The organism is Pararhodobacter marinus, assembly GCF_003122215.1.
Classification (GTDB): Bacteria; Pseudomonadota; Alphaproteobacteria; order Rhodobacterales; family Rhodobacteraceae; genus Pararhodobacter; species Pararhodobacter marinus.
Genome location: NZ_QEYD01000004.1, coordinates 285,638 through 306,175, shown reverse-complemented (window position 1 = coordinate 306,175; position 20,538 = coordinate 285,638). Strand labels below are relative to the sequence as shown.

At 67.2% G+C, this 20,538-nt stretch carries 19 protein-coding genes; 11 read left to right on the top strand and 8 right to left on the bottom strand.

Features of this window, described 5'->3' with window-relative positions; translation table 11 throughout:
- Positions 1–16 precede the first annotated feature (16 nt).
- A complete protein-coding gene (locus tag C4N9_RS08280) occupies positions 17–793 on the bottom strand; it encodes an SDR family oxidoreductase (protein ID WP_109532844.1) in 777 nt (258 codons plus the stop codon).
- 178 nt (positions 794–971) lie between these two features.
- Between C4N9_RS08280 and C4N9_RS08275 the strand changes: the two genes are divergently transcribed.
- On the top strand, positions 972–1,979 hold the full coding sequence (locus tag C4N9_RS08275; protein ID WP_168192168.1) for an AraC family transcriptional regulator: 1,008 nt from the start codon (positions 972–974) through the stop codon (positions 1,977–1,979).
- On the opposite strand, the gene C4N9_RS08270 is transcribed toward C4N9_RS08275, so the two are convergent.
- The 6 genes from C4N9_RS08270 to C4N9_RS08245 are packed head-to-tail and all read right to left on the bottom strand — an operon-like array spanning position 1,972 to position 8,712.
- The gene (locus tag C4N9_RS08270; RefSeq protein ID WP_109532842.1) at positions 1,972–2,784 is read right to left on the bottom strand and encodes an ATP-binding cassette domain-containing protein; all 813 of its coding nucleotides are present in this window, start codon (positions 2,782–2,784) and stop codon (positions 1,972–1,974) included. The genes C4N9_RS08275 and C4N9_RS08270 overlap by 8 nt on opposite strands.
- Positions 2,781–3,650, bottom strand: a complete 870-nt coding sequence (locus C4N9_RS08265) for an ABC transporter ATP-binding protein (protein WP_109532841.1) — start codon at positions 3,648–3,650, stop codon at positions 2,781–2,783. The genes C4N9_RS08270 and C4N9_RS08265 overlap by 4 nt, the downstream gene beginning before the upstream one ends.
- A gap of 10 nt (positions 3,651–3,660) precedes the next feature.
- Entirely contained in the window at positions 3,661–4,512 is an 852-nt protein-coding gene (locus C4N9_RS08260; RefSeq protein ID WP_109532840.1) for an ABC transporter permease, read from the bottom strand.
- On the bottom strand, positions 4,505–5,512 hold the full coding sequence (locus C4N9_RS08255; RefSeq protein WP_109532839.1) for an ABC transporter permease: 1,008 nt from the start codon (positions 5,510–5,512) through the stop codon (positions 4,505–4,507). The genes C4N9_RS08260 and C4N9_RS08255 overlap by 8 nt, the downstream gene beginning before the upstream one ends.
- 49 nt (positions 5,513–5,561) lie before the next feature.
- On the bottom strand, positions 5,562–7,085 hold the full coding sequence (locus C4N9_RS08250; protein WP_109532838.1) for an ABC transporter substrate-binding protein: 1,524 nt from the start codon (positions 7,083–7,085) through the stop codon (positions 5,562–5,564).
- 58 nt (positions 7,086–7,143) lie between these two features.
- Positions 7,144–8,712, bottom strand: coding sequence for a phytoene desaturase family protein (locus C4N9_RS08245; protein WP_109532837.1), 1,569 nt, complete (start codon positions 8,710–8,712; stop codon positions 7,144–7,146).
- A 97-nt stretch (positions 8,713–8,809) separates the two neighbouring features.
- Here C4N9_RS08245 and C4N9_RS08240 point away from each other — a divergent pair, with 97 nt between their 5' ends.
- The 6 genes from C4N9_RS08240 to C4N9_RS08215 are packed head-to-tail and all read left to right on the top strand — an operon-like array spanning position 8,810 to position 15,969.
- Positions 8,810–9,601 carry a cyclase family protein gene (locus tag C4N9_RS08240; RefSeq protein ID WP_109532836.1) on the top strand — a complete coding sequence of 264 codons (792 nt, stop codon included), beginning with the start codon at positions 8,810–8,812 and terminating at the stop codon, positions 9,599–9,601.
- Positions 9,602–9,606: 5 nt separating this feature from the next.
- Positions 9,607–11,169 (top strand): phytoene desaturase family protein, encoded by a 1,563-nt coding sequence (locus C4N9_RS08235; RefSeq protein ID WP_109532835.1) that lies wholly within the window; start codon positions 9,607–9,609, stop codon positions 11,167–11,169.
- Complete coding sequence (locus C4N9_RS08230) at positions 11,166–11,636, top strand: MarR family winged helix-turn-helix transcriptional regulator (protein ID WP_109532834.1); 471 nt, start codon at positions 11,166–11,168, stop codon at positions 11,634–11,636. The genes C4N9_RS08235 and C4N9_RS08230 overlap by 4 nt, the downstream gene beginning before the upstream one ends.
- Before the next feature lie 27 nt (positions 11,637–11,663).
- Positions 11,664–12,251 carry a VOC family protein gene (locus tag C4N9_RS08225; protein WP_109532833.1) on the top strand — a complete coding sequence of 196 codons (588 nt, stop codon included), beginning with the start codon at positions 11,664–11,666 and terminating at the stop codon, positions 12,249–12,251.
- Positions 12,252–12,271: 20 nt separating this feature from the next.
- Positions 12,272–14,434 carry a thiamine pyrophosphate-dependent enzyme gene (locus C4N9_RS08220; RefSeq protein WP_109532832.1) on the top strand — a complete coding sequence of 721 codons (2,163 nt, stop codon included), beginning with the start codon at positions 12,272–12,274 and terminating at the stop codon, positions 14,432–14,434.
- Positions 14,431–15,969, top strand: coding sequence for an indolepyruvate oxidoreductase subunit beta family protein (locus C4N9_RS08215; protein ID WP_109532831.1), 1,539 nt, complete (start codon positions 14,431–14,433; stop codon positions 15,967–15,969). The genes C4N9_RS08220 and C4N9_RS08215 overlap by 4 nt, the downstream gene beginning before the upstream one ends.
- Positions 15,970–15,978: 9 nt before the next feature.
- On the opposite strand, the gene C4N9_RS08210 is transcribed toward C4N9_RS08215, so the two are convergent.
- Positions 15,979–16,737, bottom strand: coding sequence for an IclR family transcriptional regulator (locus C4N9_RS08210; RefSeq protein WP_109532830.1), 759 nt, complete (start codon positions 16,735–16,737; stop codon positions 15,979–15,981).
- A gap of 86 nt (positions 16,738–16,823) precedes the next feature.
- Here C4N9_RS08210 and C4N9_RS08205 point away from each other — a divergent pair, with 86 nt between their 5' ends.
- From C4N9_RS08205 to C4N9_RS08190, 4 genes are read left to right on the top strand one after another with little or no spacing between them, the layout of a single operon-like run.
- Entirely contained in the window at positions 16,824–17,225 is a 402-nt protein-coding gene (locus C4N9_RS08205; protein WP_109532829.1) for a Rieske 2Fe-2S domain-containing protein, read from the top strand.
- Positions 17,222–18,442 carry an aromatic ring-hydroxylating oxygenase subunit alpha gene (locus C4N9_RS08200; RefSeq protein ID WP_109532828.1) on the top strand — a complete coding sequence of 407 codons (1,221 nt, stop codon included), beginning with the start codon at positions 17,222–17,224 and terminating at the stop codon, positions 18,440–18,442. Before C4N9_RS08205 ends, C4N9_RS08200 begins: the two co-directional genes overlap by 4 nt.
- A 2-nt stretch (positions 18,443–18,444) precedes the next feature.
- Positions 18,445–19,893 (top strand): glutamine synthetase family protein, encoded by a 1,449-nt coding sequence (locus C4N9_RS08195; protein ID WP_109532827.1) that lies wholly within the window; start codon positions 18,445–18,447, stop codon positions 19,891–19,893.
- 10 nt (positions 19,894–19,903) lie between these two features.
- The gene (locus tag C4N9_RS08190) at positions 19,904–20,530 is read left to right on the top strand and encodes a hypothetical protein (RefSeq protein ID WP_109532826.1); all 627 of its coding nucleotides are present in this window, start codon (positions 19,904–19,906) and stop codon (positions 20,528–20,530) included.
- Positions 20,531–20,538 lie beyond the last annotated feature (8 nt).

Here is a 20,538-nt window from a genome sequence, read left to right as displayed (position 1 = left end):
TCCCTGTTTTTCTTTGTCATTCCATAAGTTTCGGGATCGCCGGGACGGCCTGTTCCGGGCCCATGGCGGTATAGCCGCCATCGACGCGGATATCCGTGCCGGTGATGAAGCTGGCCTCGTCCGAGCACAGGAAGAGCACGGTGCTCGCGACCTCTTCGGGATGCCCGGTGCGGCCCAGCAGGTGGAAGGGCGCGGCGACGGTATCGGTTTTCGCCCGGTCGCCGCCGGTGAGCTGGTCCATGATGTTGGACCATGTCCAGCCGGGGCTGACGGCGTTGACGCGGATGCCGTCTGGCGCAAGATCCATCGCCTGATTGCGGGTAAGCTGCAGGATCGCCGCCTTGCTGACCGGGTAGAGCCAGCGCCCGGTCTGCGCCACGCGGGCCGAGATCGAGCCGAAATTGACGATGGCGCCTTTCGTCGCCGCCAGATCCTTGCGCGCGGCCTGCATCAGCATGACCGAGCCCACGATATTCACGTCGAGCGCTTCCAGCCATTCCGCACGCGGCGACTCCGCCCCGTTATCGAGATATGAGCAGGCGACATTGACCAGAAAATCGATACGCCCATAGGCGTCGCGCGTGGCCTGAACCAAGGACGCGATATCGTCGTCGCTGCGCAGATCACAGCGGGTGAAGCCGACGCCGTCCGCCACCATCGCCGCGCCGCCCTCGGCGTCGATATCGGCCACCATGACCCGCACGCCCGCTTCACGGAACGCGGCCACCACGGCGCGTCCGATCTTTGTCGCGCCGCCCGGAACGATTGCAACCTTGCCGTCCAATCCCCGCATGACTTTCCCCTGTTCTGGCTTGTTTGACAGGCAGTCTGGCAGCGTCGCGGGCCCTGACTATCCGCGCAGCACGCGGACTATCCGAAAAACGAAAAAACCTTCATCCAACCGCAAAAATATGTGCATCCGCATGTATCGGGTGGTAGCCTCAGACGGTCACCGGCAATGGGAGGCCGCCATGGCAAGCCCCGCGTCGGCTCCGCTGGCCGCACACGCGCTGTTCCATACCCACGACCTTGACGAGGCGCGCGAGCGCGTCGCGTCGATCTTCTGCCCGCACCGGCTGGACCGGATCGGGCCGGGCGCGTTCGATGCCAGCCATCACCATCTGCGCGGCGAGCGGCTGTCGCTGAACTATATCTCGTATGGCGCGAAGACACTGATCGCGCCGGGCGAACTCAGGGATTTCTACCTGTTGCAGATGCCGGTAGCGGGCGCGGCCTCGATCCGCAACGGGGCGGATTCCTACGTGTCCGATCAATGGCGGGCGGCAGTGCTGAACCCGCATCACGCGACGACGATGATCTGGGACGAAACCTGCCGCCAGGTGCTGCTGCAGATCGACCGCGCGGCGCTGAACGCGCATCTGGCGGGGCTGATCGCCGGGCGGCCGGACCGCGCGCTGACCTTTACGGGCGCGCTGGATCTTTCCAGCCCGCGCGGCGCGGCGCTGAAAGCCCTGTTGCTTTACCTTGTGGCCGAAGCCGACGCGGGCCGCCCCTCGCTGCAGCCGGGCAGCCTTTTGGGCCGGCAGATCGAAAGCACGCTGATGACCGGCCTGCTGGAAGCGCATCGGCACAATTTTACCGATGCCTTGAGCCATAGCCGGGGTCATGCCCCGCTGCCCCGCATGGTCCGTCAGGCCGAGGATTACATGCTGGCCCATGTCGACCAGCCGATCGCGATCGAGGATGTCGCGCAGGCCGTGGGCGTCAGTGCGCGCACGCTGCAACTGGCCTTCCGGCGGTTTCGCGACACGACGCCGATGGCGTTCCTGCGCGATGCGCGGCTGGACCGGGCGGATGCCGATCTGCGCGCGGCCCTGCCCGGCGACAGCGTGACGGAAATCGCCACGCGCTGGGGCTTTGGCCATTTCGGGCGCTTCGCCGGGATCTATCGCGCGCGGTTCGGCTGCACGCCGCGCCAGACGCTGCAGGACGCGCTGGCCGACAAATTCGTCAGCTAGCGCGCTGGAACCACGGTTTTTTCGGGTCGGGCTCGGGGATCGCGTCGAGCAATTCGCGCGTATAGGCGGCTTTCGGCGCGGCAAACAGCGTTTCGCAATCGGCATCCTCGACGATCTCGCCCTGATGCAGCACCAGAACCCGGTCGCACAGCCGGCGGATCACGCTCAGATCGTGGCTGATGAAGGCCAGCGTCAGGGTCATCTCGCGCACGAGGTCACGCAGGATCGACAGCACCTGCGCCTGGCTCGACACATCAAGGCCCGAGACGATCTCATCCGCCAGGATGAAATCGGGGCGCAGGGCGATGGCCCGCGCGATCCCCACGCGCTGCCGCTGGCCGCCCGACAATTCATGCGGGTAGCGCGCGCCGAAGCTGCGCGGCAGGCCGACGCGCTCCAGCGCCTCAAGCGCGCCGTCGCGCGGGTTCGGACGCCCGTGCAGCGCCAGGGGGGCTGCGATGATGCGCGCGACGTTCATACGGGGGTTGAGTGACGACATCGGATCCTGAAAGATCATCTGGAAGCGATGGCGCAACGGGCGCAGCGCGGGCTCGGAAAGATGCGTCAGGTCGGTGCCGTCGAAAGTCACGCGCCCGCCGGTCGGTTCCAGCAGACGCACCAGCGCCCGGCCCAAGGTGGACTTGCCCGAGCCCGAGCCGCCGACGATGCCCAGCACCTGCCCCTTCGGTATCGTGAAGGACATGCCCTTCAGGATCTCGATCCGGGGGGCCGCGCCGAAAAGCGGCTTGCGGGTCATGTCGGGCAGCGACAGGCGCAGGTCCTCGACGCGGTACAGATCGCTCATGAATGCCACCTCAGATCGGCTTCGGCCACCGCGCGCCGCGCCTCGGCGATCACCGCCTCGGGAACCGGGGTCAGGTCTGCCGTGGGATCGGTGTGCCGGGGGGTCGCGGCCAGCAGGGCGCGGGAATAGGGATGCGCGGGGGCGTCGAAAAAGGCGCCGACCTCGGCCTCTTCCATCACCAGCCCGCCATAGAGAACGGTCAGCCGCTGGCAAATCTTTGACACCACGCCCAGATCATGCGTGACGAACAACAGCGCCGTGCCATGCCGCGCCTGCATCTCGAAGATCAGCTTCAGGATCTGCTTTTGCACCGTGACGTCGAGCGCCGTGGTGGGCTCGTCCGCGACGATCAGCCGGGGTTCGGCGGCGAAGGCCGAGGCGATCAGCACGCGCTGGCGCATGCCCCCTGACAGTTCGTGCGGATAGGCGCGCAGCACGCGCTCGGGCTGCGGGATGTGCACGTCGTGCAGGATCTCGGCGGCACGGGTCCGGGCGCGGGCGCGGTCCCAGCCCAGGATATCGACCAGCCGGTCGGTGATCTGCGGCTCGATCCGCCGCGCGGGGTTCAGCGCGGTCAACGGATCTTGCGGGATGAGCGCGGCCTTCTGCCCGATGACATGCCGCCGTTGCCGGGGCGGGAGCGTCAGCAGGTCCACGCCGTCCAGCTCGATCGAGCCCGAGACGATCTTCGCCGAACGCGGCAGGATGCCCAGCACCGCCTTGCCGATCATCGACTTGCCCGCGCCGGATTCGCCCACAAGGCCCATCACCTCGGTCGCACCGACATCGAGCGAGACACCCCGCAACAGCCGGTGGCGGGTGCCGCGCAGCACGACCGAGAGGTCGCGGATTCGCAGGTAGCTCATGCCCGCCCCCTCAATTCAGCACCGGGTCGAAACGGTCTTTCAGACCTTCGCCCAGTTGCGAAAACGACAGCACCGTCAGGAACAGCGCGACCAGCGGGAAGACCAGCACCCACCACGCCTGATGGATCGACAGCCGCCCTTCGGCGATCATCCCGCCCCATGTGGGATCGTCGGTCGAGACCGAGAGGTTCACGAAGGACAGGATGGCCTCGACGATCACGGCGATGCCCATCTCCAGCGTCAGAAGCACGGCGATGGTGGGCAGCACGTTCGGCAAGATCTCGGTCAGCAGGGTCGACATCCGCCCCCGACCGGCCACCTGCGCCGAGGCGACGTAATCCATCGCGCCCTGCGCCATGGCCTCGGCCCGGACGACGCGGGCGAAGCGGGTCCAGTCGATGACGATGATCGCCACCACGACCGAGGTCAGGCCCGTGCCCATCACCGCGATCAGCAGGATCGCGAACAGGACCGGCGGAAAGGCCATCCAGATATCGACAAGGCGCGAGATGACCATATCGGCCCAGCCGCGGAAATACCCCGCGATAAGACCCAGCGTCGCGCCGATCAGCGCCGTCGCGGTGCCCGCGATCAGCGCCACAACCAGCGCCACCCGACCGCCGTACAGGATGCGGCTCAGCACATCGCGGCCAAGGCTGTCGGTGCCCAGCCAATAGCCCGGCTCGGCGCCGTCCATCCAGAAAGGCGGCAGGCGGCTGGTGAACAGGTCCTGCATCAGCGGATCCTGCGGCGCGATCCACGGCGCGAAGACCGCGCCGATCACCAGCGCCCCGATCCAGCCCGCCGACAGCCAGAGCCGCAGCCCGGCCGTGCGTTTCACAAGCGAGCGGCCGTCAAGCATGGCGCAACCTCGGGTTCAGCACGGCATAGAGCAGGTCGACGACAAGGTTCACCAGCGTGAAGAGCAGCGCGAACAACAGCACGATCCCCTGAATGAGCGGCAGGTCGCGGTTGATGACGGCGTCGATGGCCATGTTGCCCAGCCCTTCATAGGAAAAGAGCCGCTCGATGATGACCGTCCCGCCGATGAGGAAGGTGAACTGCACGCCGATCAGCGTCAGCGTCGGCAGGACCGCGTTGCGCAGGGCCTCGCGCAGGATGACGTGGTTTTCGCTGTAGCCCTTGGTGCGGGCGAGCGTGACATAGTCCAGATGCATGGTTTCCTTGAGGCTCTGCTTGAGCAATTGCCCGATGATCGCCGCCAGCGGGATCGCCAGCGCCAGCGCGGGCATCAGCATGTGCTGCACCAGGTCAAGCCACAGGTCGAATCTCAGCCGCACCACGCTTTCAAACAGGAAGAAGGACGTGGTGAATTCCGGCACCAGATTGGGCGAAACGCGCCCCGAGATGGTGAAAACCGGCCAGAGCACGCCGAACAGCAGGATCAGCACCAGCCCCCACAGGAAATCGGGCACGCTCAGCGCCATGCCGTTGGCCACGTCGATTGCGCCCTCGGTCCGCGTATAGCGCTGCCGGGTGCCGATCAGCGCCATCGTCCCGCCCAGCGCAACGGCGATGACCAGCGCCATCACCGACAGCTCCAGCGTGGCGGGCAGACGTGACAGCACCAGCCCCAGAACCGGCTGGCGGGTGGTGATCGAGGTGCCGAAATCCCCCTGCACGACACCGCCGAGCCAGATAAAGAATTGCTCGGGAATGGATTTGTCGAGACCGTAGAAGGCCTGAAGGCGGGCGATATCGGCTTCGGTCGCGCCCGGGGGCAGCATCATGGCGACGGGATCGCCCGGAACGATACGGATCACGGCAAAGACGATCACCGCCACGCCCAAAAGCGTAACAAGCGTCGTCGCGATCCGCGAGAGGAGTCGGCGCAGGAACATGGGAACCTCGGGCAGCCGGAGGGCGGCGTGGACCGCCCCCCGGGGAATGTTACGCGCGCGTCATCAGATGCGGCAGCAGCGCACCCGAGGCATGGGGGACCACATTGACGCCCGAGGAGTGCAGGATCGGCTGAACGTATTGCAGCAACGGCAGCACATAGGCGTGCTCGGCGATGTAGCGCGAGACGTCCTTCCAGCCCTGGATCCGGGTTTCCTCGTCGGGTTCGGCCCAGAGCGTGGCGATCTTCTCGATCAGGTCGGGGCTGTCCCAGACCGAGTGCGGCGACGGCCCGAACATGGCAAAGCCGGTCGAGGTGGTCGGATCGCCCACCGAGTTGCCCCAGTTGTAGAACGCGGCCGGTGCAAGCTGGTCTGCGGCGCGCAGCTCGAAATGGCGGGCGACCTCGTAGACCTCGATCTCGGCCTCAATCCCGACCCGGCGCCACATCCCGACGATGGCCTGGATCATCTCGTAATCCTTGGGCTTGAAGCCGCGCGTGGTCTGGATGGTGAAGCGCACCGGGTTGTCGGTGGAATAGCCCGACGCAGCCAGCAATTCGCGCGCCAGATCGGGATCATAGGGCACTTCGATCGACGGGTCATAGGCCGCGTATTCCGGCGTCTCGAGCGTGCTGAGCGCCACGCCATAGCCCGAAAGCAGACGGTCGATGATCAGTTGCTTGTCGACCGCGTGAACGGCGGCGCGGCGCACGTTCTCGTCCTCCATCACGTCGATATCGTTGAAGAAGATCATCGCGATATCGCTGACCGGCTCGGCGACGCCGGCAAGCCCCGAGCGGTCGCGCAGACGGTCATATTCCTCGTAGGGGATTTCCAGCGTGACATGGCTGCGGCCCGATTCGACCTCGGCCACGCGGCTGGCGGCATCGGTGACGAAGCGGATCGTGACGGTTTCGAATTCCGGCACCCCGTTCCAGTAATCGGGATTGGCGCGCAGGCGGACGAAGGCGTTGCGCTCGTATTGCTCGACCATGTAGGGGCCAGTGCCGATCGGGGCGGCTTCGAACCCTTCGGCGCCGACACGCTCGTAATAGGCCTTGGGCAGGACATAGCCGGTGAGGAAGTACATCCATTTGAAGATCGTCGGATCGAATTGCTGCACATCGGCGATGACGCGATTGCCCTCGACCCGGTGATTGGCCAGCGTGCCCCAGACGAACTGGATCGGGTTGCCGGTCGCGGGATCGGCGGCGCGGGCCAGCGACCAGGCGACGTCCTCGGCGGTGAAATCCGAGCCGTCATGCCATTTGACACCCTCGCGGACATCCATCCAGACCTGCGTACGGTCCTCGTTCCAGCCCCAGTCGGTCAGAAGGCCCGGCGCGGGCGTCAGGTCCGGCTGCTGCAGGATGAACTGGTCGAAAACCGACTGGTAGAGACCCTGGATGGTCGGGTTCACGGCCGACGGGCCCACGGTCGGGTCCCAGCTGGGCAGGTTGACGTTATAGGCGATCACCAGCTCGTCGATGGCCTGCGCGAAGCTGGGCACCGCGACGCCCAGCGTCACACTGGCGGCGGTCATCTTCAGAAGACTGCGGCGTGAGAAAGTCATGGTTTGGTTCCCTGTTGTTGGTAATTGTTGACGACGGCCCCGTTTGCCGGGGTCTGGTTCATGTCAGGCGCTGCGCAAGCTGATAGCCCGGCCCCGCGCCCGTTCCGCCCCCCGGCCAGACGGCGGCGCCGGTCAGGTGCAGGTTGCGGATCGGCGTGCTGCCATCGGCATGGCCGGGGGCAGGACGGAAGAGGAAATGCTGCGCCAGATGGTGGCTGCCGCAGACCTGATCGCCGCCCACGAGGTTGGGATTGTCGGCCTCCAGTTCGGCGGGGGTGACGATGCGGCGGCCAAGGATCTTGGCCCGCGCGCCCGGCGCATAGCGTTCAAGAATGTCGAGCGCGCGCTCGGCCATGGGTTCGGCGGCCTCGGTCCAGTCGCGGGCGCTTGTCTGCCCGGCCGCGTCGCCCTCGATCCGGCCCGGCACCATGCGGACCTGCATCCACAGGACATGCTTGCCCTCGGGCGCGCGGGAGGGGTCGAAGACCGTGGGCTGGCCCACCACGATCACCGGCTCGTCGGGCAAAAGCCCCGCCTTGGCCTGCTGATAGGTCCGGGCCATCTGATCAAGCGAGGGCGCCAGATGGACATAGGCCACGCCCTTCAGATCCTCGCCCGCCGACCAGTCGGGCAGGCTGTCCATCGCCAGATGGATCATCATCGTCCCCGGCGCATGGGCGTAGCTTTCCATCCGCGCGTCGAAACCGGCATCGCCGGTGCCCCCGGTCAGCCGGATCAGCGCATTCGGCGCCAGATTGGCGATCACCGCCTTGTTCGCCGCGACACGCCGCCCGTCGGCAAGGATCACCGCGCGGGCGATGCCGTTCTCATGCTCGATGCGCGCGACCTCGGTACCGCATTCGACGCGACCGCCCCGGGCCTCGATGGCGCGGACCAGCGCTTTGGTGACGGTATCGGCGCCCCCCTGCCCCAACGCCATGCCGAAAGCCTGCCCCGCCATCCCTTCGAGATAGGGAAACAGCGCGCCGCCCGCGCTGTCGGGCGCGTAATCCAGATGCATTCCCCAGGCGCCCAGCATCGCGCGCAGCTTTTCCGTCTCGAAGGTCTCGGTCAGCCAGGCGCGGGGCGAGGCCAGCAAGAACCGCGCCAGGTCCAGCGCGCCCGAAACCCCGCGGCGGCGCCACAGGCCCCAGAGAAAATATGCTAATGCATGTATCTTCATGCGCGAACCGAGCAGCGCGAAGACGTCTTCGGCGCGGTCGCCGAAACCAGCCGTCAGCGCATCCCAGGTCCGCGCGTCGGCCTCCGACAGGGCCGCGATCCGGGCGCGCGTGATCCCCGCATCCTGATCGACACCCAGCCAGGTCCCATCCGGAAAGGCCGAGGCAAAGGGCCGGTTGACCGGCACGAAAGACAGGCCATGCCCGGCCAGTTCTTCTACGAATTGCTTATGAAACTGGCTTCCGGCGAACAGCGACAGGTTCATCGCCGCCCAGTCGTGCCGAAAGCCCGGCAGGGTGTATTCGCCGCTTTTCACCGCGCCACCCGGCACGTCCGCGCGTTCGAACACGCCGACGCGCCAGCCCTTGGCGGCCAGCATCAGCGCACAGGCGAGAGAATTGTGTCCGGCGCCGATCAGCACCGCGTCAAGATCGTCCAAATCCATGCCCCCTCGAGTCGAAAAGATATTTGCAAATGCATATAACTCTGTCTAGTCTGTTTTTGTGAAGGGCCGAAACAGGCCCGTGACAGGGAGAATCGCCATGAGCGCAGCCAATCTTTTGACGCAACTTGCCGAGCATCTGGCTTCGGGCGGAATCGAGGTGGTGGATTGCACCGGCACGCTGGGTCCGGACACGCCGATCCTGCAGCTGCCCGAAGATTTCGCGCGCAACACGCCGAAGGTCGAAATCCACAAGATCAGCGAATACGACGATGACGGCCCCTTCTTCGCGTGGAACTGGATGGTGCTGGGCGAGCATACCGGCACCCATTTCGACGCGCCGCACCATTGGGTGACGGGCAAGGATTTCGAAGACGGCTATACCGACACGCTGGACATCAAGCGGGTCGTCGCGCCGGTGAACGTGCTGGATTTCAGCGCCGAATGCGCCGAAGACCCCGACTTCCTGCTGACCATCGACCATGTGAAAGCGTGGGAAGCCGAGCATGGCGAGATCAAGGCCGGCGAATGGGTCGTCCTGCGGTCGGACTGGGACAAGCGCGCGCATGACGAGGCGCTGTTTCTCAATGCCAACGAAACCGGCCCGCACACGCCCGGACCGACCGCCGAGGTGATCGAATACCTGATCGGCAAGGGCATCGTCGGCTGGGGCAGCCAATGCATCGGCACCGATGCGGGCCTTGCGGGCGGCATGACGCCCCCCTTCCCCGCGCACAACCTGCTGCACGCCAATAACCGTTTCGGCCTGGCCTCGCTTGCCAATCTGGACAAGCTGCCGGCCAAGGGGGCGATCCTGATCGCGGCGCCGCTGAAGATCGTCAAGGGCACCGGCTCGCCCATCCGCGCGCTGGCGCTGGTGCCGAAGGGCTGACGCGCATGGCGGCCGATCACGTCATCATCGGGTCCGGTATCAACGGGCTCGTCGCCGCGGCGCTGCTGGCGCTGAAGGGCCACAGGGTCACAGTTCTTGAACGCGAGGACCGGCTGGGTGGCTGCCTGATGACCGAAGCGGCGACGCTGCCCGGTTTTCAGCATGACGTGATGGCCGCGACATGGGTCCTGTTCATGACCTCGCCCGCCGGTGCGGCGCTGGGACCGCATCTGGCAAAGCACGGGTTCGAATACTGCCACAGCCCGCATCCGACCGCCGTTCTGCGCCCCGATGGCAGCGCGCTGGTACTCAGCATGGATGCCGCGCAGAACCGCGCGGCGTTCAATGCGCTGGCCGAAGGCGACGGCGATCGACACGCGGCGGATACCGGACAGATCGGGGCCGATGCGCCCTTCCTGTTCGGCCTGCTGGGCGGCGAGCTGTGGTCCTGGAGTACCGCGAAGCTGCTGTTCGGACAGGTGCGCAAGCGGGGGCTGCGGGGGCTGGCCGCGTGGATGGGACAGGCGCTGGCCCCGGCGCGCGGCTGGCTGGAATCGCGGTATCAAAACCCTCTGGTACAGGCCCTGTGGGCGCCCTGGGTGCTGCATTGCGGGCTGACGCCCGAATCCACCTATTCGGCGCAGATGGGCAAGGTCATCGCCTTCGCGCTGGAAGCGGCCGGCGCCCCCGTGGTCAAGGGCGGATCGGGCGCGGCGGTCGCAGCGTTCCGGTCGCTGATCGAAGCCCATGGCGGAACGTTCCGCACCGGCGCCGATGTGGCCCGGATCGAGACAAGCGAAAGCCGCGTGACCGGCGTGACGCTGAGCACGGGCGAAACGATCCCGGCGCGGTCGGTGCTGGCCTCTGTCGCGCCGGGACAATTGTACGACCGTCTTCTGCCCGACCTGCAACTGAGCCAGGAGCGCGAGGCCCTGCCCGCCTTCCGCCACGGACGCGGCGATTTCCAGCTGCATTTCGCGCTGGACCGCGCGCCCGAATGGCACACCGCGGGGCTCGATGACGTCGCGCTCATCCATCTGTCCGACGGCATAGACGCGGTGTCGAAATCCGCCAACGAGGCCGAGCGCGGGCTGTTCCCTGAGGTGCCCACGATCTGCGTGGGCCAGCCCTCGCGTCTTGATCCCACGCGCTGCCCCGAGGGCAAAGCGATCCTGTGGCTGCAAATCCCCGACGCGCCGCGCGTCATCAAGGGCGATGCCGCCGGCCAGATCGCGGGCACGGAATGGGACGAGGCCACGCGCGAAGCCTTCGCGGACCGGATCGAAGCCATCCTTGCCCGCCACATCAAGGATTTCGACCAGATCAAGCTGGCCCGCCGCGCCTATTCGCCGGCGGATCTGGAAGCGCTCAACATCAACCTTGTGGGCGGCGATCCCTATGGCGGGCATTGCGGCATTGACCAATTCTTTATCTGGCGTCCCTTCGCGCATTCCACCAACGGGGTTGGCCCTGTTCGCGGCCTGATCCATATCGGCGCCTCGACGCATCCGGGGCCGGGCCTCGGCGGCGGATCGGGTTACAACGCGGCGAAAAGGCTGGGCGCATGAGCGATCAAGGAAGACGACCGACACGGCTGGGCGAAACGGGGCTGGAAGGCTTCGCGCCTTACCTGATGAACCGCATCATGGGCCGCTACAATGCCGAGGTGCGCGCGGCGCTGGGCCAGAACGGGTTGTCCACGCCGAAGATGCGCGCGCTGGCGGTGCTGTCGGTGGTGCCCGCGCCGCTGATCCGTGAACTGGCGGTCTATGCCGTGACCGAGCAATCGACGCTGAGCCGGGCGCTGGACCAGCTGGAAGCCGAGGGGCTTGTCCGGCGCGAGGCCGATGCGAGCGACAGCCGCGCGACGCGGATCCACATCACCGCGGCCGGGCTCGCCGTGTTCGAGGGCCTCTGGCCCCACATGATCGACGCGCAGGATACCATGTTCCGGGACATCTCGGACGACGAGCGGCAGGCCTTTCTGGGCACGCTGCAGAAGATGCTGCGCAACATCCGCAAGCACGAGTTCTGACCCACACAGCCCCGAAGGGACCCTGCCATGAAGACCCTCGCCGCCACCGCTTGCCTGACCGCTCTTGCTTTGCCTGCCCTTGCCGATCCGCTTCCGGGGATGCGCGGGGTCAACCATATCGGGCTGACGGTGCCCGATCTGGATCAGGCCGAAGGCTTCTTTACCGAGGTCCTGGGCTGCGAGCGGGCGATGGCTTTCGGGCCGTTTCGCGACGACGAGGGGACCTTCATGCAGGACCTGCTGGGCGTCGATCCGCGCGCGGTGGTCAACCAGATCCGGATGCTGCGCTGCGGTTTCGGCAGCAATATCGAGCTGTTCAGCTACGACGCGCCCGATCAGGCCGTGATCGAGCAGCGCAACAGCGATATCGGCGCCTATCACATCGCCTTCTACGTCGACGATATCGACGCTGCCGCGGCCTATCTGCGCGACGCGGGTATCCAGACCAATATGGGCCCCCTTCCGGTCAGCGACGGCCCGGCGGCGGGTCAGAGCATCCTGTATTTCTCGGCGCCCTGGGGGTTGCAGTTCGAAGCGATCTCGTTCCCCGAGGGCATGGCATACGAAAACCAGGGCGGCCCGATCCTGTGGTCGAACACCGCCCCCTCGGAATAAGACGGAACGGATAGAACACCATGGCGGAACGGTCCTTCAAAGCCGAAGTCCAGCATCTGCGGCTGGGCGCGGGTGAGACCTTCACCGGCGAGGGGATCCTGGCGATCACCAAGGCGCTCTTGGAAAACGGGGTCGGCTATGTTGGCGGCTATCAGGGGGCACCGATCAGCCACCTGATGGACGTTCTGGCCGATGCCGAGGAATTGCTGGGCGAGCTGGACGTGCGATTCGAGGCCAATGCCTCGGAAGCGGCCGCGGCGGCGATGCTCGCGGCCTCCGTGCATTACCCGATCCGGGGGGCCGTGACCTTCAAGGGGCCGGTGGGTGTAAATGTCGCCTCGGACGCGCTGGCCAACCTGGCCTCGTCAGGTGTGACCGGCGGCGCCTTGATGATCGTGGGCGAGGATTACGGCGAGGGTTCCAGCATCATGCAGGAACGCAGCCACGCCTTCGCGATGAAGTCGCAGTTCTGGCTGCTGGACCCGCGCCCCAACCTGCCCTCGATCGTCAAGGCAGTGGGCGACGGGTTCGAGCTGTCGGAAGCCTCCAACACCCCCGTCATGCTGATGGTGCGTATCCGCGCCTGCCATGTCACCGGCCAGTTCCAGACCCGCGACAACAGGCGCCCCACGCTCAGCGTGCGCGAGGCCCTGGCCAAGCCGCAGCGCAATGTCTCGCGCATCGTGCTGCCGCCGATGAGCTATGCGCAGGAACACGACAAGATCGACAACCGCTGGCCCGCAGCCGAGCGCTTCATCCGCGAGCACAAGCTGAACGAGGTTTTCGGCCCGGACCGGGCGCCCGTCGGCATCGTCTGTCAGGGTGGCATGTATAACGGCGTGATCCGCGCGCTGCAGCGGATGGGTCTGGCCGATCTCTATGGCCAGACGCAGGTGCCCATCTATTGCCTGAACGTGACCTACCCGTTGCTGCCCGACGAGTTCGCCGAATTCTGCGCGGGCAAGGACGCGGTGCTGGTGGTGGAAGAGGGACAGCCCGAATTCATCGAACAGGCTTTTGCCACGATGATGCTGCGCTCGGGCACGACCACGCGGCTGCATGGCAAGGACATCTTCCCGATGGTCGGCGAATATACCGGCGCGGTGATGAAAGAGGCGTTCGAAACCTTTCTGCGCCGGAACGCGCCCGACCTTCTGCCCGCACAGGTTCTGGCCCCCAATACCGAGGCGCCGGCGATCCCGGACCTGTCCAAGACCGTGCCGATCCGTCCGCCCGGTTTCTGCACCGGCTGCCCCGAACGCCCGATCTTCGCGGCGATGAAGCTGGTGCAGCAGGAGCTGGGCGAACACCAGATCAGCGCCGATATCGGCTGCCACCTGTTCGCCAGCCTACCGCCCTTCAATATCGGCGGCGCGACGATGGGCTACGGGCTGGGCCCGGCCTCGAACGCGGCCTTCGACGGCGGCAAGAAAGGGGGCGCCGAGAAGCGCTCGATCGCGGTGATCGGCGATGGCGGGTTCTGGCATAACGGCCTGACTTCCAGCTTCGGCAACATGGCCTTCAACAGGTCCGACGGCGTCGCGGTGATCGTGGACAATTACTACTCGGCCGCGACCGGCGGGCAGGACATCCCCTCGTCCCGCGCCAAGAACCCGACCAAGGCGACCAACAACCCTATTTCAAAGGCGCTCAGGGGCATCGGCATCGACTGGGTGCGGCAGGTCGACCGGACCTATGACGTGGCCGGGATGCGCGACATCCTGCGCGACGCGCTGACCACCGAGAGCGAAGGGCCGAAAGTCATCGTCGCCTCGTCGGAATGCATGCTGAACAAACAGCGCCGCGAAAAGCCCCTGCGCGCCGCCGCGATGCGAGAAGGCCGCCGGGTCGAAGTGCCGCGTTTCGGTGTCGATGAAAGCGTGTGTACGGGCGATCATGCCTGTATCCGCCTGTCGGGCTGCCCGTCGCTGTCGCTCAAACGGCTGGACGATCCGCTGCGCGACGATCCCGTCGCGTCGATCGACACCTCCTGCGTGGGCTGCGGCAATTGCGGCGAGGTGTCGGAAGCCGCCGTGCTTTGCCCGTCCTTCTACGAGGCGCGCGTGGTCCACAATCCCGGCCCGTGGGAGCGCCGCCTGAACGGCTGGCGTCAGGGCCTGATCGGCTGGCTGGCCCGCCGCCGCCAGTCGCGCCAGCTCGGTTTCAGCGAGGTTCAGCCATGACACTGCCCTTCACCCCCGAACAGCCCCCCGCCCTGGGGGCCGAGGTGATCAAGCTGGCCGTGATGGCGGTCGGCGGACAGGGCGGCGGCGTGCTGACCGGCTGGATCGAGGCGCTGGCCCGCGCGCAGGGCTACGCGGTGCAGGCGACCTCGGTCGCGGGCGTGGCGCAGCGCACCGGCGCGACGATCTATTACATCGAGATGGCGCCCGCCGGGTCGTCCGCCCCGGTCTTTTCGCTGGCCCCGGCGGCGGGCGACGTGGACGTGGTGATCGCCGCCGAGATGATGGAGGCGGGCCGCGCGATCATGCGGGGCTTCGTCACGCCCGACCGCACCACGCTGATCGGCTCGACCCACCGCGCGCTGGCGGTGAGCGAGAAGATGGCGCCGGGGGATGGCATCGCCGACGCAGGCGAGGTGCGCGCGGCCGCCGAGGTCGCGGCGCGCGGGTTGGTGCTGGCCGATTTCGAGGCGGCGGCGCTCGATGTGGGTTCGGTCATCTCGGCCAGCCTGTTCGGCGCGCTGTCGGGCTCGGGCGCCCTGCCCTTCCCGCCCGAGGCCTTCGAAGCCGCGATCCGCGCGGGCGGCAAGGGGGTCGATGCCTCGCTGCGCGCCTTTGCCACCGGACGGCAGGCGGCGTTGGCCGGGGTTCAGCCCGCCACGCATCCGGTGCCACGCCCCGCCGCTGCCGCCGCGACCACGGGCCCGGCACGGCTGCGCAAGGCGTGGGACGACCTGCAGGCGCGCATCGCGGCGATGCCCGCCCCGGTTCAGCCGATGGCGCAGGCCGGTCTGCGCAAGGTGGTGGAATTCCAGCATCCGGCCTACGGCGCCGAGTATCTCGACCACCTGGATCGCGCGCTGGCCCTCGACGGAGCCGAACGCGACTGGACCTTCTCGGTGACGGCGGCGAAATACCTTGCCAATGCGATGGCCTATGACGACGTGATCCGCGTGGCCGATGCCAAGACCCGGCCCGAACGGCTGGAACGCATCCGTGCCGAGATGGGCGGGGCCGAGGTCATGCAGCTGACCGAATACACCCATCCCCGCGCCGAAGAGATCGTGAGCCTGCTGCCGCGTGCGCTGGGTCAGGCGATCACCGACCGGCCCCGGCTGATGGGCTGGATCGACCGGCGCGTGAACAAGGGCCGCCGGCTGCGCACCGACCGGCTGCTGCCGTTCCTGCAATTGCACGCGCTGGCGTCGATGCGGCGCTTTCGTCCGATGAGCCTGCGCCATGCCGAAGAGCGCGCGCATCTGGAACGCTGGTACGCCAGCGCGCTGGCGCGGGCAGGGACGGATTACGATCTGGCCGTCGCCACGCTGCAGGCGCGGCGGCTGATCAAGGGCTATTCCGACACCCATGCGCGCGGTCTGGGCAAGTTCGACCGGGTGATGACCGGGATCGCCATGGTCGAGGGGCGCGAGGATGCCGCCGACTGGGCGCGCCGCCTGATGACCGCCGCCCTGCAGGACGAGGAAGGCAGCGCGCTGGACGGCACGCTGAAAACTATCGAAAGCTTCGCCGCCTGAGCGCCCGGCTCAGCGCCCGCCCCGCACCCGGCCGATGCTCAGCGCGCTCTGGCGCAGGATATCCAGCACCCGGTCCAGCCGCGCGGGATCGTCGAAGGCGTTGACCGAGGCGGTGGTGGCCAGCACGAAAGGCGTCTGTCCCAGCGCGCCCACCGGCACAGCCACCCCCGCCGCGCCCAGCTCGAACTCGTCGCGGGCGATGCAATAGCCTTGCTCGCGCGCGGCCTCAATGGCGGTGCGCAGACGCGCGGGATCGGTATCCGTCGCCTCGCTGTAGCGTCGGGCGGGAAGGGCAAGCGCCGCGTCCAGCACCTCGGGCGCCGAGCGGGCCAGCAGCATCCGCCCCACCGCCGTATGCAGAAGCGGCAGCGTGCTGCCGATCCCGAAACCCAGCGTGACACGCGCCGAGGCAGGGGCCGCCCGGTCGACATAGACCGCCTGCAGCCGGTCGCGGGTGGCCAGCGCCACCTCCATGTCCAGCTCTTCCGCCGCGTGGCGCAGAATGGGCTGCACGACGCGCCCGACCTCCAGCCCGCCCAGATAGCCGCCCGCCAGCGTCAGCACCCGAGGCGCAAGCCGCAGGCCCGTCTCGCCCTCTTCCAGATAGCCGCAGCGCGTCAGCGTCAGGCAGAGCCTGCGCACCACGGCGCGGTCGAGCCCTGTCCGGCGCGTGATCTCGGGCAGGGTCAGGTTCTGCGCGCTCTGCTCGAAACAGGCCAGCACGTCGAGCCCCTTGGCCAAGGTCGCGGCAAAATCGCGATCGCTCATTTGACAGGTCTCCCGCGCTCTGGCAAAGTTCGTATATCGCCCATTATGTGCGATTACCGCACCTTTCGCAAGGGGAGCCTGTGCCCATGCCACCCGCCGACACCGCCACAGACGGCTGGATCCGGATCGCGGCCATTGCCGATCTGGACCGCCCGCGCCCTCTGATCCCCGTAACGCTGCAAGGCCGGCGGCTGGTGCTGTTTCGCGATGAAGAGGGGCAGCTGGGCCTGATCGGCCGTCATTGCCCGCATCGTGGCGCGGACCTGTGCTATGGTCGGCTGGAAGACAATGGCCTGCGCTGCCCCTTCCACGGCTGGCATTTCGACCGCACGGGGCAGTGCGTCGAACAACCGGCTGAACCCGAAGGCTCGCGGATGCACGAACAGATCCGCGTGCCGATGGTGCCGGTCCGGGAAGAGAACGGCGCGATCTGGGCGCAGGTGGGCGTGGAGCTGGAACAGGCGGCAGCATCGGAGCAAGAGGCATGATCAGCCAGCAACTCAACGACCGCATCACCCGCATCGCCCCCGGCACGCCGGCGGGCGCCGTGCTACGCCAGTACTGGCAACCCGCCGCGCTGGTCGATGAACTGGCGCACGGGCCGCTCGTGCCCGTGAACCTGCTGGGCGAACGGCTGGTTCTGCGGCAGGGCGCGCAGGGGCTGGAGCTGGCGACCCGAGTGGCCTCGCCCGACGAAGCGCCGACACATTACCCGGCCTCCGATGCGATCATGATCGACCCCGAAGGCCCGGTCTATCCGACCGAGACCCGCGCGGGCCTGATCTTTGCCTATCTCGGCGCCGGCGACCCGCCGCCCTTCCCCGCTTTCGACTGTTTCCGCGCGCCTGATACCCATGTCTTCGCCTTCAAGGGCCTGTGGGAATGCAACTGGCTGCAGGCGCTGGAAATCGGCATCGACCCGGCGCATGCCTCGTTCCTGCACCGCTTCCTCGAGGATGAGGACCCCGCCGACAGCTACGGCAAGCAGTTCCGCGACAAGGCCGGCGCGACCGACATTCCGATGACCCGGCTGCTGCGCGAGTATCCGCGCCCCGAGATCAAGGTCGATGAAACCGATTACGGCCTGAAGATCACCGCGCTGCGGCATATGGAGAACGGCCATACCCATGTCCGCGTCACCAACCAGATCTTCCCCGAGGCGATCTGCATCCCCATGTCGCGCGAGATGACGATCACCCAGTGGCACGTCCCCGTCGATGACCGCACCTGTTACTGGGTCACCGTCTTTACCAGCTTCGACAAGCCGGTGAACAAGGATCTGATGCGCACGCAGCGGCTGAAGGAACATCGCCTGCCGGATTACGCGCCGCTGAAGAACCGCCGCAACGATTACCATTACGACCCGGCCGAACAGGCCTCGCTGACCTATACGGGCATGGGGCTGGACATCAACGTCCATGACCAATGGGCGGTCGAAGGGATGGGCGCCATCCAGGACCGCACGCAGGAACATCTGGGCCGCTCGGACGTGGCGATCATCCGCTACCGGCGGATGCTGCGGCGGATGATGGATGCGGTGGAACAGGGCGACCTGTCCGCACTGCCCATGCACAATGCCGGGGCGGCCGCGATCAAGGGGCCGCTGTCCAACGATGCCATCGCCGAAACCGCCGACTGGCAGGCCTCGAGCCGTGCCGCCGACCATGCGCGACGCGCGGCCTGTCCCTGGGACGCGACGGTGTGAGCATGGACGGAGCGATCAAGGGCGCGCTGTTCGAGCGCGGATTGCTGAACGAGGATCAGGTGCGCGCGGGCGCGGAACTGGCCGCGCGGGTTGTGGCCGAGGGGTTCGAAACCGTCCGCGTGCTGTTCGCCGACCAGCACGGCATCCTGCGCGGCAAGGCGATCACGGCGCGGACGCTCGGCTCGGCGCTGGCCGCCGGGCTGTCGGTGCCCTCGACGCTGATCCTGAAGGATACCGCGCATCGCACCGTGTTCGACGTGTGGAAAGACGGCCTGACGCTGGACGGCGTGTCGCTGTCGGGTGCGGGCGATCTGCTGCTGGTCCCTGATCCCGCCACCTTCACCCCGCTGCCCTGGTCACCGCATTCCGCCGTCATCCTGTGCGATCTGGCCTATCGTTCGGGCCAGCGCGTCTCGGTCTCGCCGCGCCGTGTGCTGCGGCAGGCTATGGATGGCCTTGGGCGCACCGGGCATGACGCGGTGATGGGGCTTGAGGTCGAATTTCAGGTCTTCGCGGTCAGCGATGACGGGCTTGCCCACGATCAGGCCACCATGCCCCCCGCAGCGCTGGCGACCCGCAACACCACTCAAGGCTGGGCCTTTCTGACCGAAACCCGTTACGGCGCGGTCGAGCCGCTGATGGACGATCTGCGCCGCGCGGCCGAGGCGATGGGTCTTGCCCCCCGGTCGATGGAAATCGAGATGGGTCCGTCGCAATTCGAATTCACCTTCGATGCCTCGGACCCGATGATGCAGGCCGACCGCTTCGTGCTGTTCCGCATGATGGTGAAAGAAATCTGCCAGAGGCAGGGCCTGCATGCCAGCTTCATGCCCAAGCCGCGCGTCGCCAATGCGGTGGCGAATGGCTGGCATATCCATCAATCGCTGGTCTCGCGCGAGACCGGGCGCAATGTCTTCACCCCCGAGGAAGATTGTGTGCCCACGCCGGAAGCCGGGGCATGGATCGCCGGGCTTCTGGACCATGCGCCCGCCACCTGCCTGCTGACCAACCCCACGATCAACGGCTACAAGCGCTTCAGCGCCTTCCAGCTGGCGCCCAACCGCGTGCAATGGGGGACCGACAATCGCGGCGCCATGCTGCGCGCACTGTTCCAGCCGGGCGACCCGGCCGCGCGGATCGAGAACCGCGTCGCCGATACCGCCGCGAACCCGTATTACGCGCTGGCCGGGCAGATCCTGTCGGGGCTCGACGGCCTTGCTCGCGGTGCCACGCCCCCGCCGCCCACGCTGACGCCCTATGCCGAGGATCAGGCGCATCTTCCCGCCACGCTGGAGGCCGCCGTTCAGGCCTTCGAGGCCAGCCCGCTTTATGCGCAGGCCCTGGGCGCGGATTTCGTGCGGTATCTCGCGCATCTCAAACGGGCGGAATGGACGCGCTACCTGTCCACGGTGTCGGAATGGGAACAGGCCGAGTATTTCAACCTGTTCTGAAAGGCCCGCCATGACCCATCGGCACCGCGCAAGCCTTCCCGTCGCGGGGCGGTTTTTCGAGGATATCATAGACGGCTATTTCCCCTTGCGGGAAAGCCTGCGGCAGGGGCTGCAGAGGCACGGCTTCGGCGCGGCGCTGGTGGTGATCTCGCACGCGCCGATCCTGCATCTGCCCGGGGATGACGGGCAGGGTCCGGTACCGACGCGGCTGCAAGCGGCTCGTGCCGGCGTGTTGCGCTCGTTCCTTGGGCTGGCGGTGATCGCGGGCAACGACATGCGGCTGGTGGGCGCGGGCGACTGGGTCTGGCCCGGTGCCGCGCTGGGGATAACACCCGATACACGGCTGGCGGAGCCGGCCTTCCTGCGCGGGATCGGGCTGCTGCGCGGGCCGGAAGACGGCGGCGCGTTCGGACCTGTCTTACGCGACGAGGGCTCGGGCCTGCGCCTGGGAGCGCACGGGGGCGCGTGTTGGGGCTTCACCCGCCAGCCCGACGGGATCGAGGCTCAAGATCGCCTGCTGATCGCGCCGGGCTACCAGTCAGAGGGTGACGGCCCCGTCTTGTCGGTGGATGATGGCATGGCCGGGCATCGCGATGCCTCGGCCCTCATGGCGCAGGACCTGGTGATGGCGCGCTAAGCGCGCCG

What these genes read in the sequence shown, in the direction of transcription:
- C4N9_RS08280 (WP_109532844.1), bottom strand. Translation starts at nt 793, where the DNA reads ATGCGGGGATTGGACGGCAAGGTTGCAATCGTTCCGGGCGGCGCGACA.
- C4N9_RS08275 (WP_168192168.1), top strand. Translation starts at nt 972, where the DNA reads ATGGCAAGCCCCGCGTCGGCTCCGCTGGCCGCACACGCGCTGTTCCAT.
- C4N9_RS08270 (WP_109532842.1), bottom strand. Translation starts at nt 2,784, where the DNA reads ATGAGCGATCTGTACCGCGTCGAGGACCTGCGCCTGTCGCTGCCCGAC.
- C4N9_RS08265 (WP_109532841.1), bottom strand. Translation starts at nt 3,650, where the DNA reads ATGAGCTACCTGCGAATCCGCGACCTCTCGGTCGTGCTGCGCGGCACC.
- C4N9_RS08260 (WP_109532840.1), bottom strand. Translation starts at nt 4,512, where the DNA reads ATGCTTGACGGCCGCTCGCTTGTGAAACGCACGGCCGGGCTGCGGCTC.
- C4N9_RS08255 (WP_109532839.1), bottom strand. Translation starts at nt 5,512, where the DNA reads ATGTTCCTGCGCCGACTCCTCTCGCGGATCGCGACGACGCTTGTTACG.
- C4N9_RS08250 (WP_109532838.1), bottom strand. Translation starts at nt 7,085, where the DNA reads ATGACTTTCTCACGCCGCAGTCTTCTGAAGATGACCGCCGCCAGTGTG.
- C4N9_RS08245 (WP_109532837.1), bottom strand. Translation starts at nt 8,712, where the DNA reads ATGGATTTGGACGATCTTGACGCGGTGCTGATCGGCGCCGGACACAAT.
- C4N9_RS08240 (WP_109532836.1), top strand. Translation starts at nt 8,810, where the DNA reads ATGAGCGCAGCCAATCTTTTGACGCAACTTGCCGAGCATCTGGCTTCG.
- C4N9_RS08235 (WP_109532835.1), top strand. Translation starts at nt 9,607, where the DNA reads ATGGCGGCCGATCACGTCATCATCGGGTCCGGTATCAACGGGCTCGTC.
- C4N9_RS08230 (WP_109532834.1), top strand. Translation starts at nt 11,166, where the DNA reads ATGAGCGATCAAGGAAGACGACCGACACGGCTGGGCGAAACGGGGCTG.
- C4N9_RS08225 (WP_109532833.1), top strand. Translation starts at nt 11,664, where the DNA reads ATGAAGACCCTCGCCGCCACCGCTTGCCTGACCGCTCTTGCTTTGCCT.
- C4N9_RS08220 (WP_109532832.1), top strand. Translation starts at nt 12,272, where the DNA reads ATGGCGGAACGGTCCTTCAAAGCCGAAGTCCAGCATCTGCGGCTGGGC.
- C4N9_RS08215 (WP_109532831.1), top strand. Translation starts at nt 14,431, where the DNA reads ATGACACTGCCCTTCACCCCCGAACAGCCCCCCGCCCTGGGGGCCGAG.
- C4N9_RS08210 (WP_109532830.1), bottom strand. Translation starts at nt 16,737, where the DNA reads ATGAGCGATCGCGATTTTGCCGCGACCTTGGCCAAGGGGCTCGACGTG.
- C4N9_RS08205 (WP_109532829.1), top strand. Translation starts at nt 16,824, where the DNA reads ATGCCACCCGCCGACACCGCCACAGACGGCTGGATCCGGATCGCGGCC.
- C4N9_RS08200 (WP_109532828.1), top strand. Translation starts at nt 17,222, where the DNA reads ATGATCAGCCAGCAACTCAACGACCGCATCACCCGCATCGCCCCCGGC.
- C4N9_RS08195 (WP_109532827.1), top strand. Translation starts at nt 18,445, where the DNA reads ATGGACGGAGCGATCAAGGGCGCGCTGTTCGAGCGCGGATTGCTGAAC.
- C4N9_RS08190 (WP_109532826.1), top strand. Translation starts at nt 19,904, where the DNA reads ATGACCCATCGGCACCGCGCAAGCCTTCCCGTCGCGGGGCGGTTTTTC.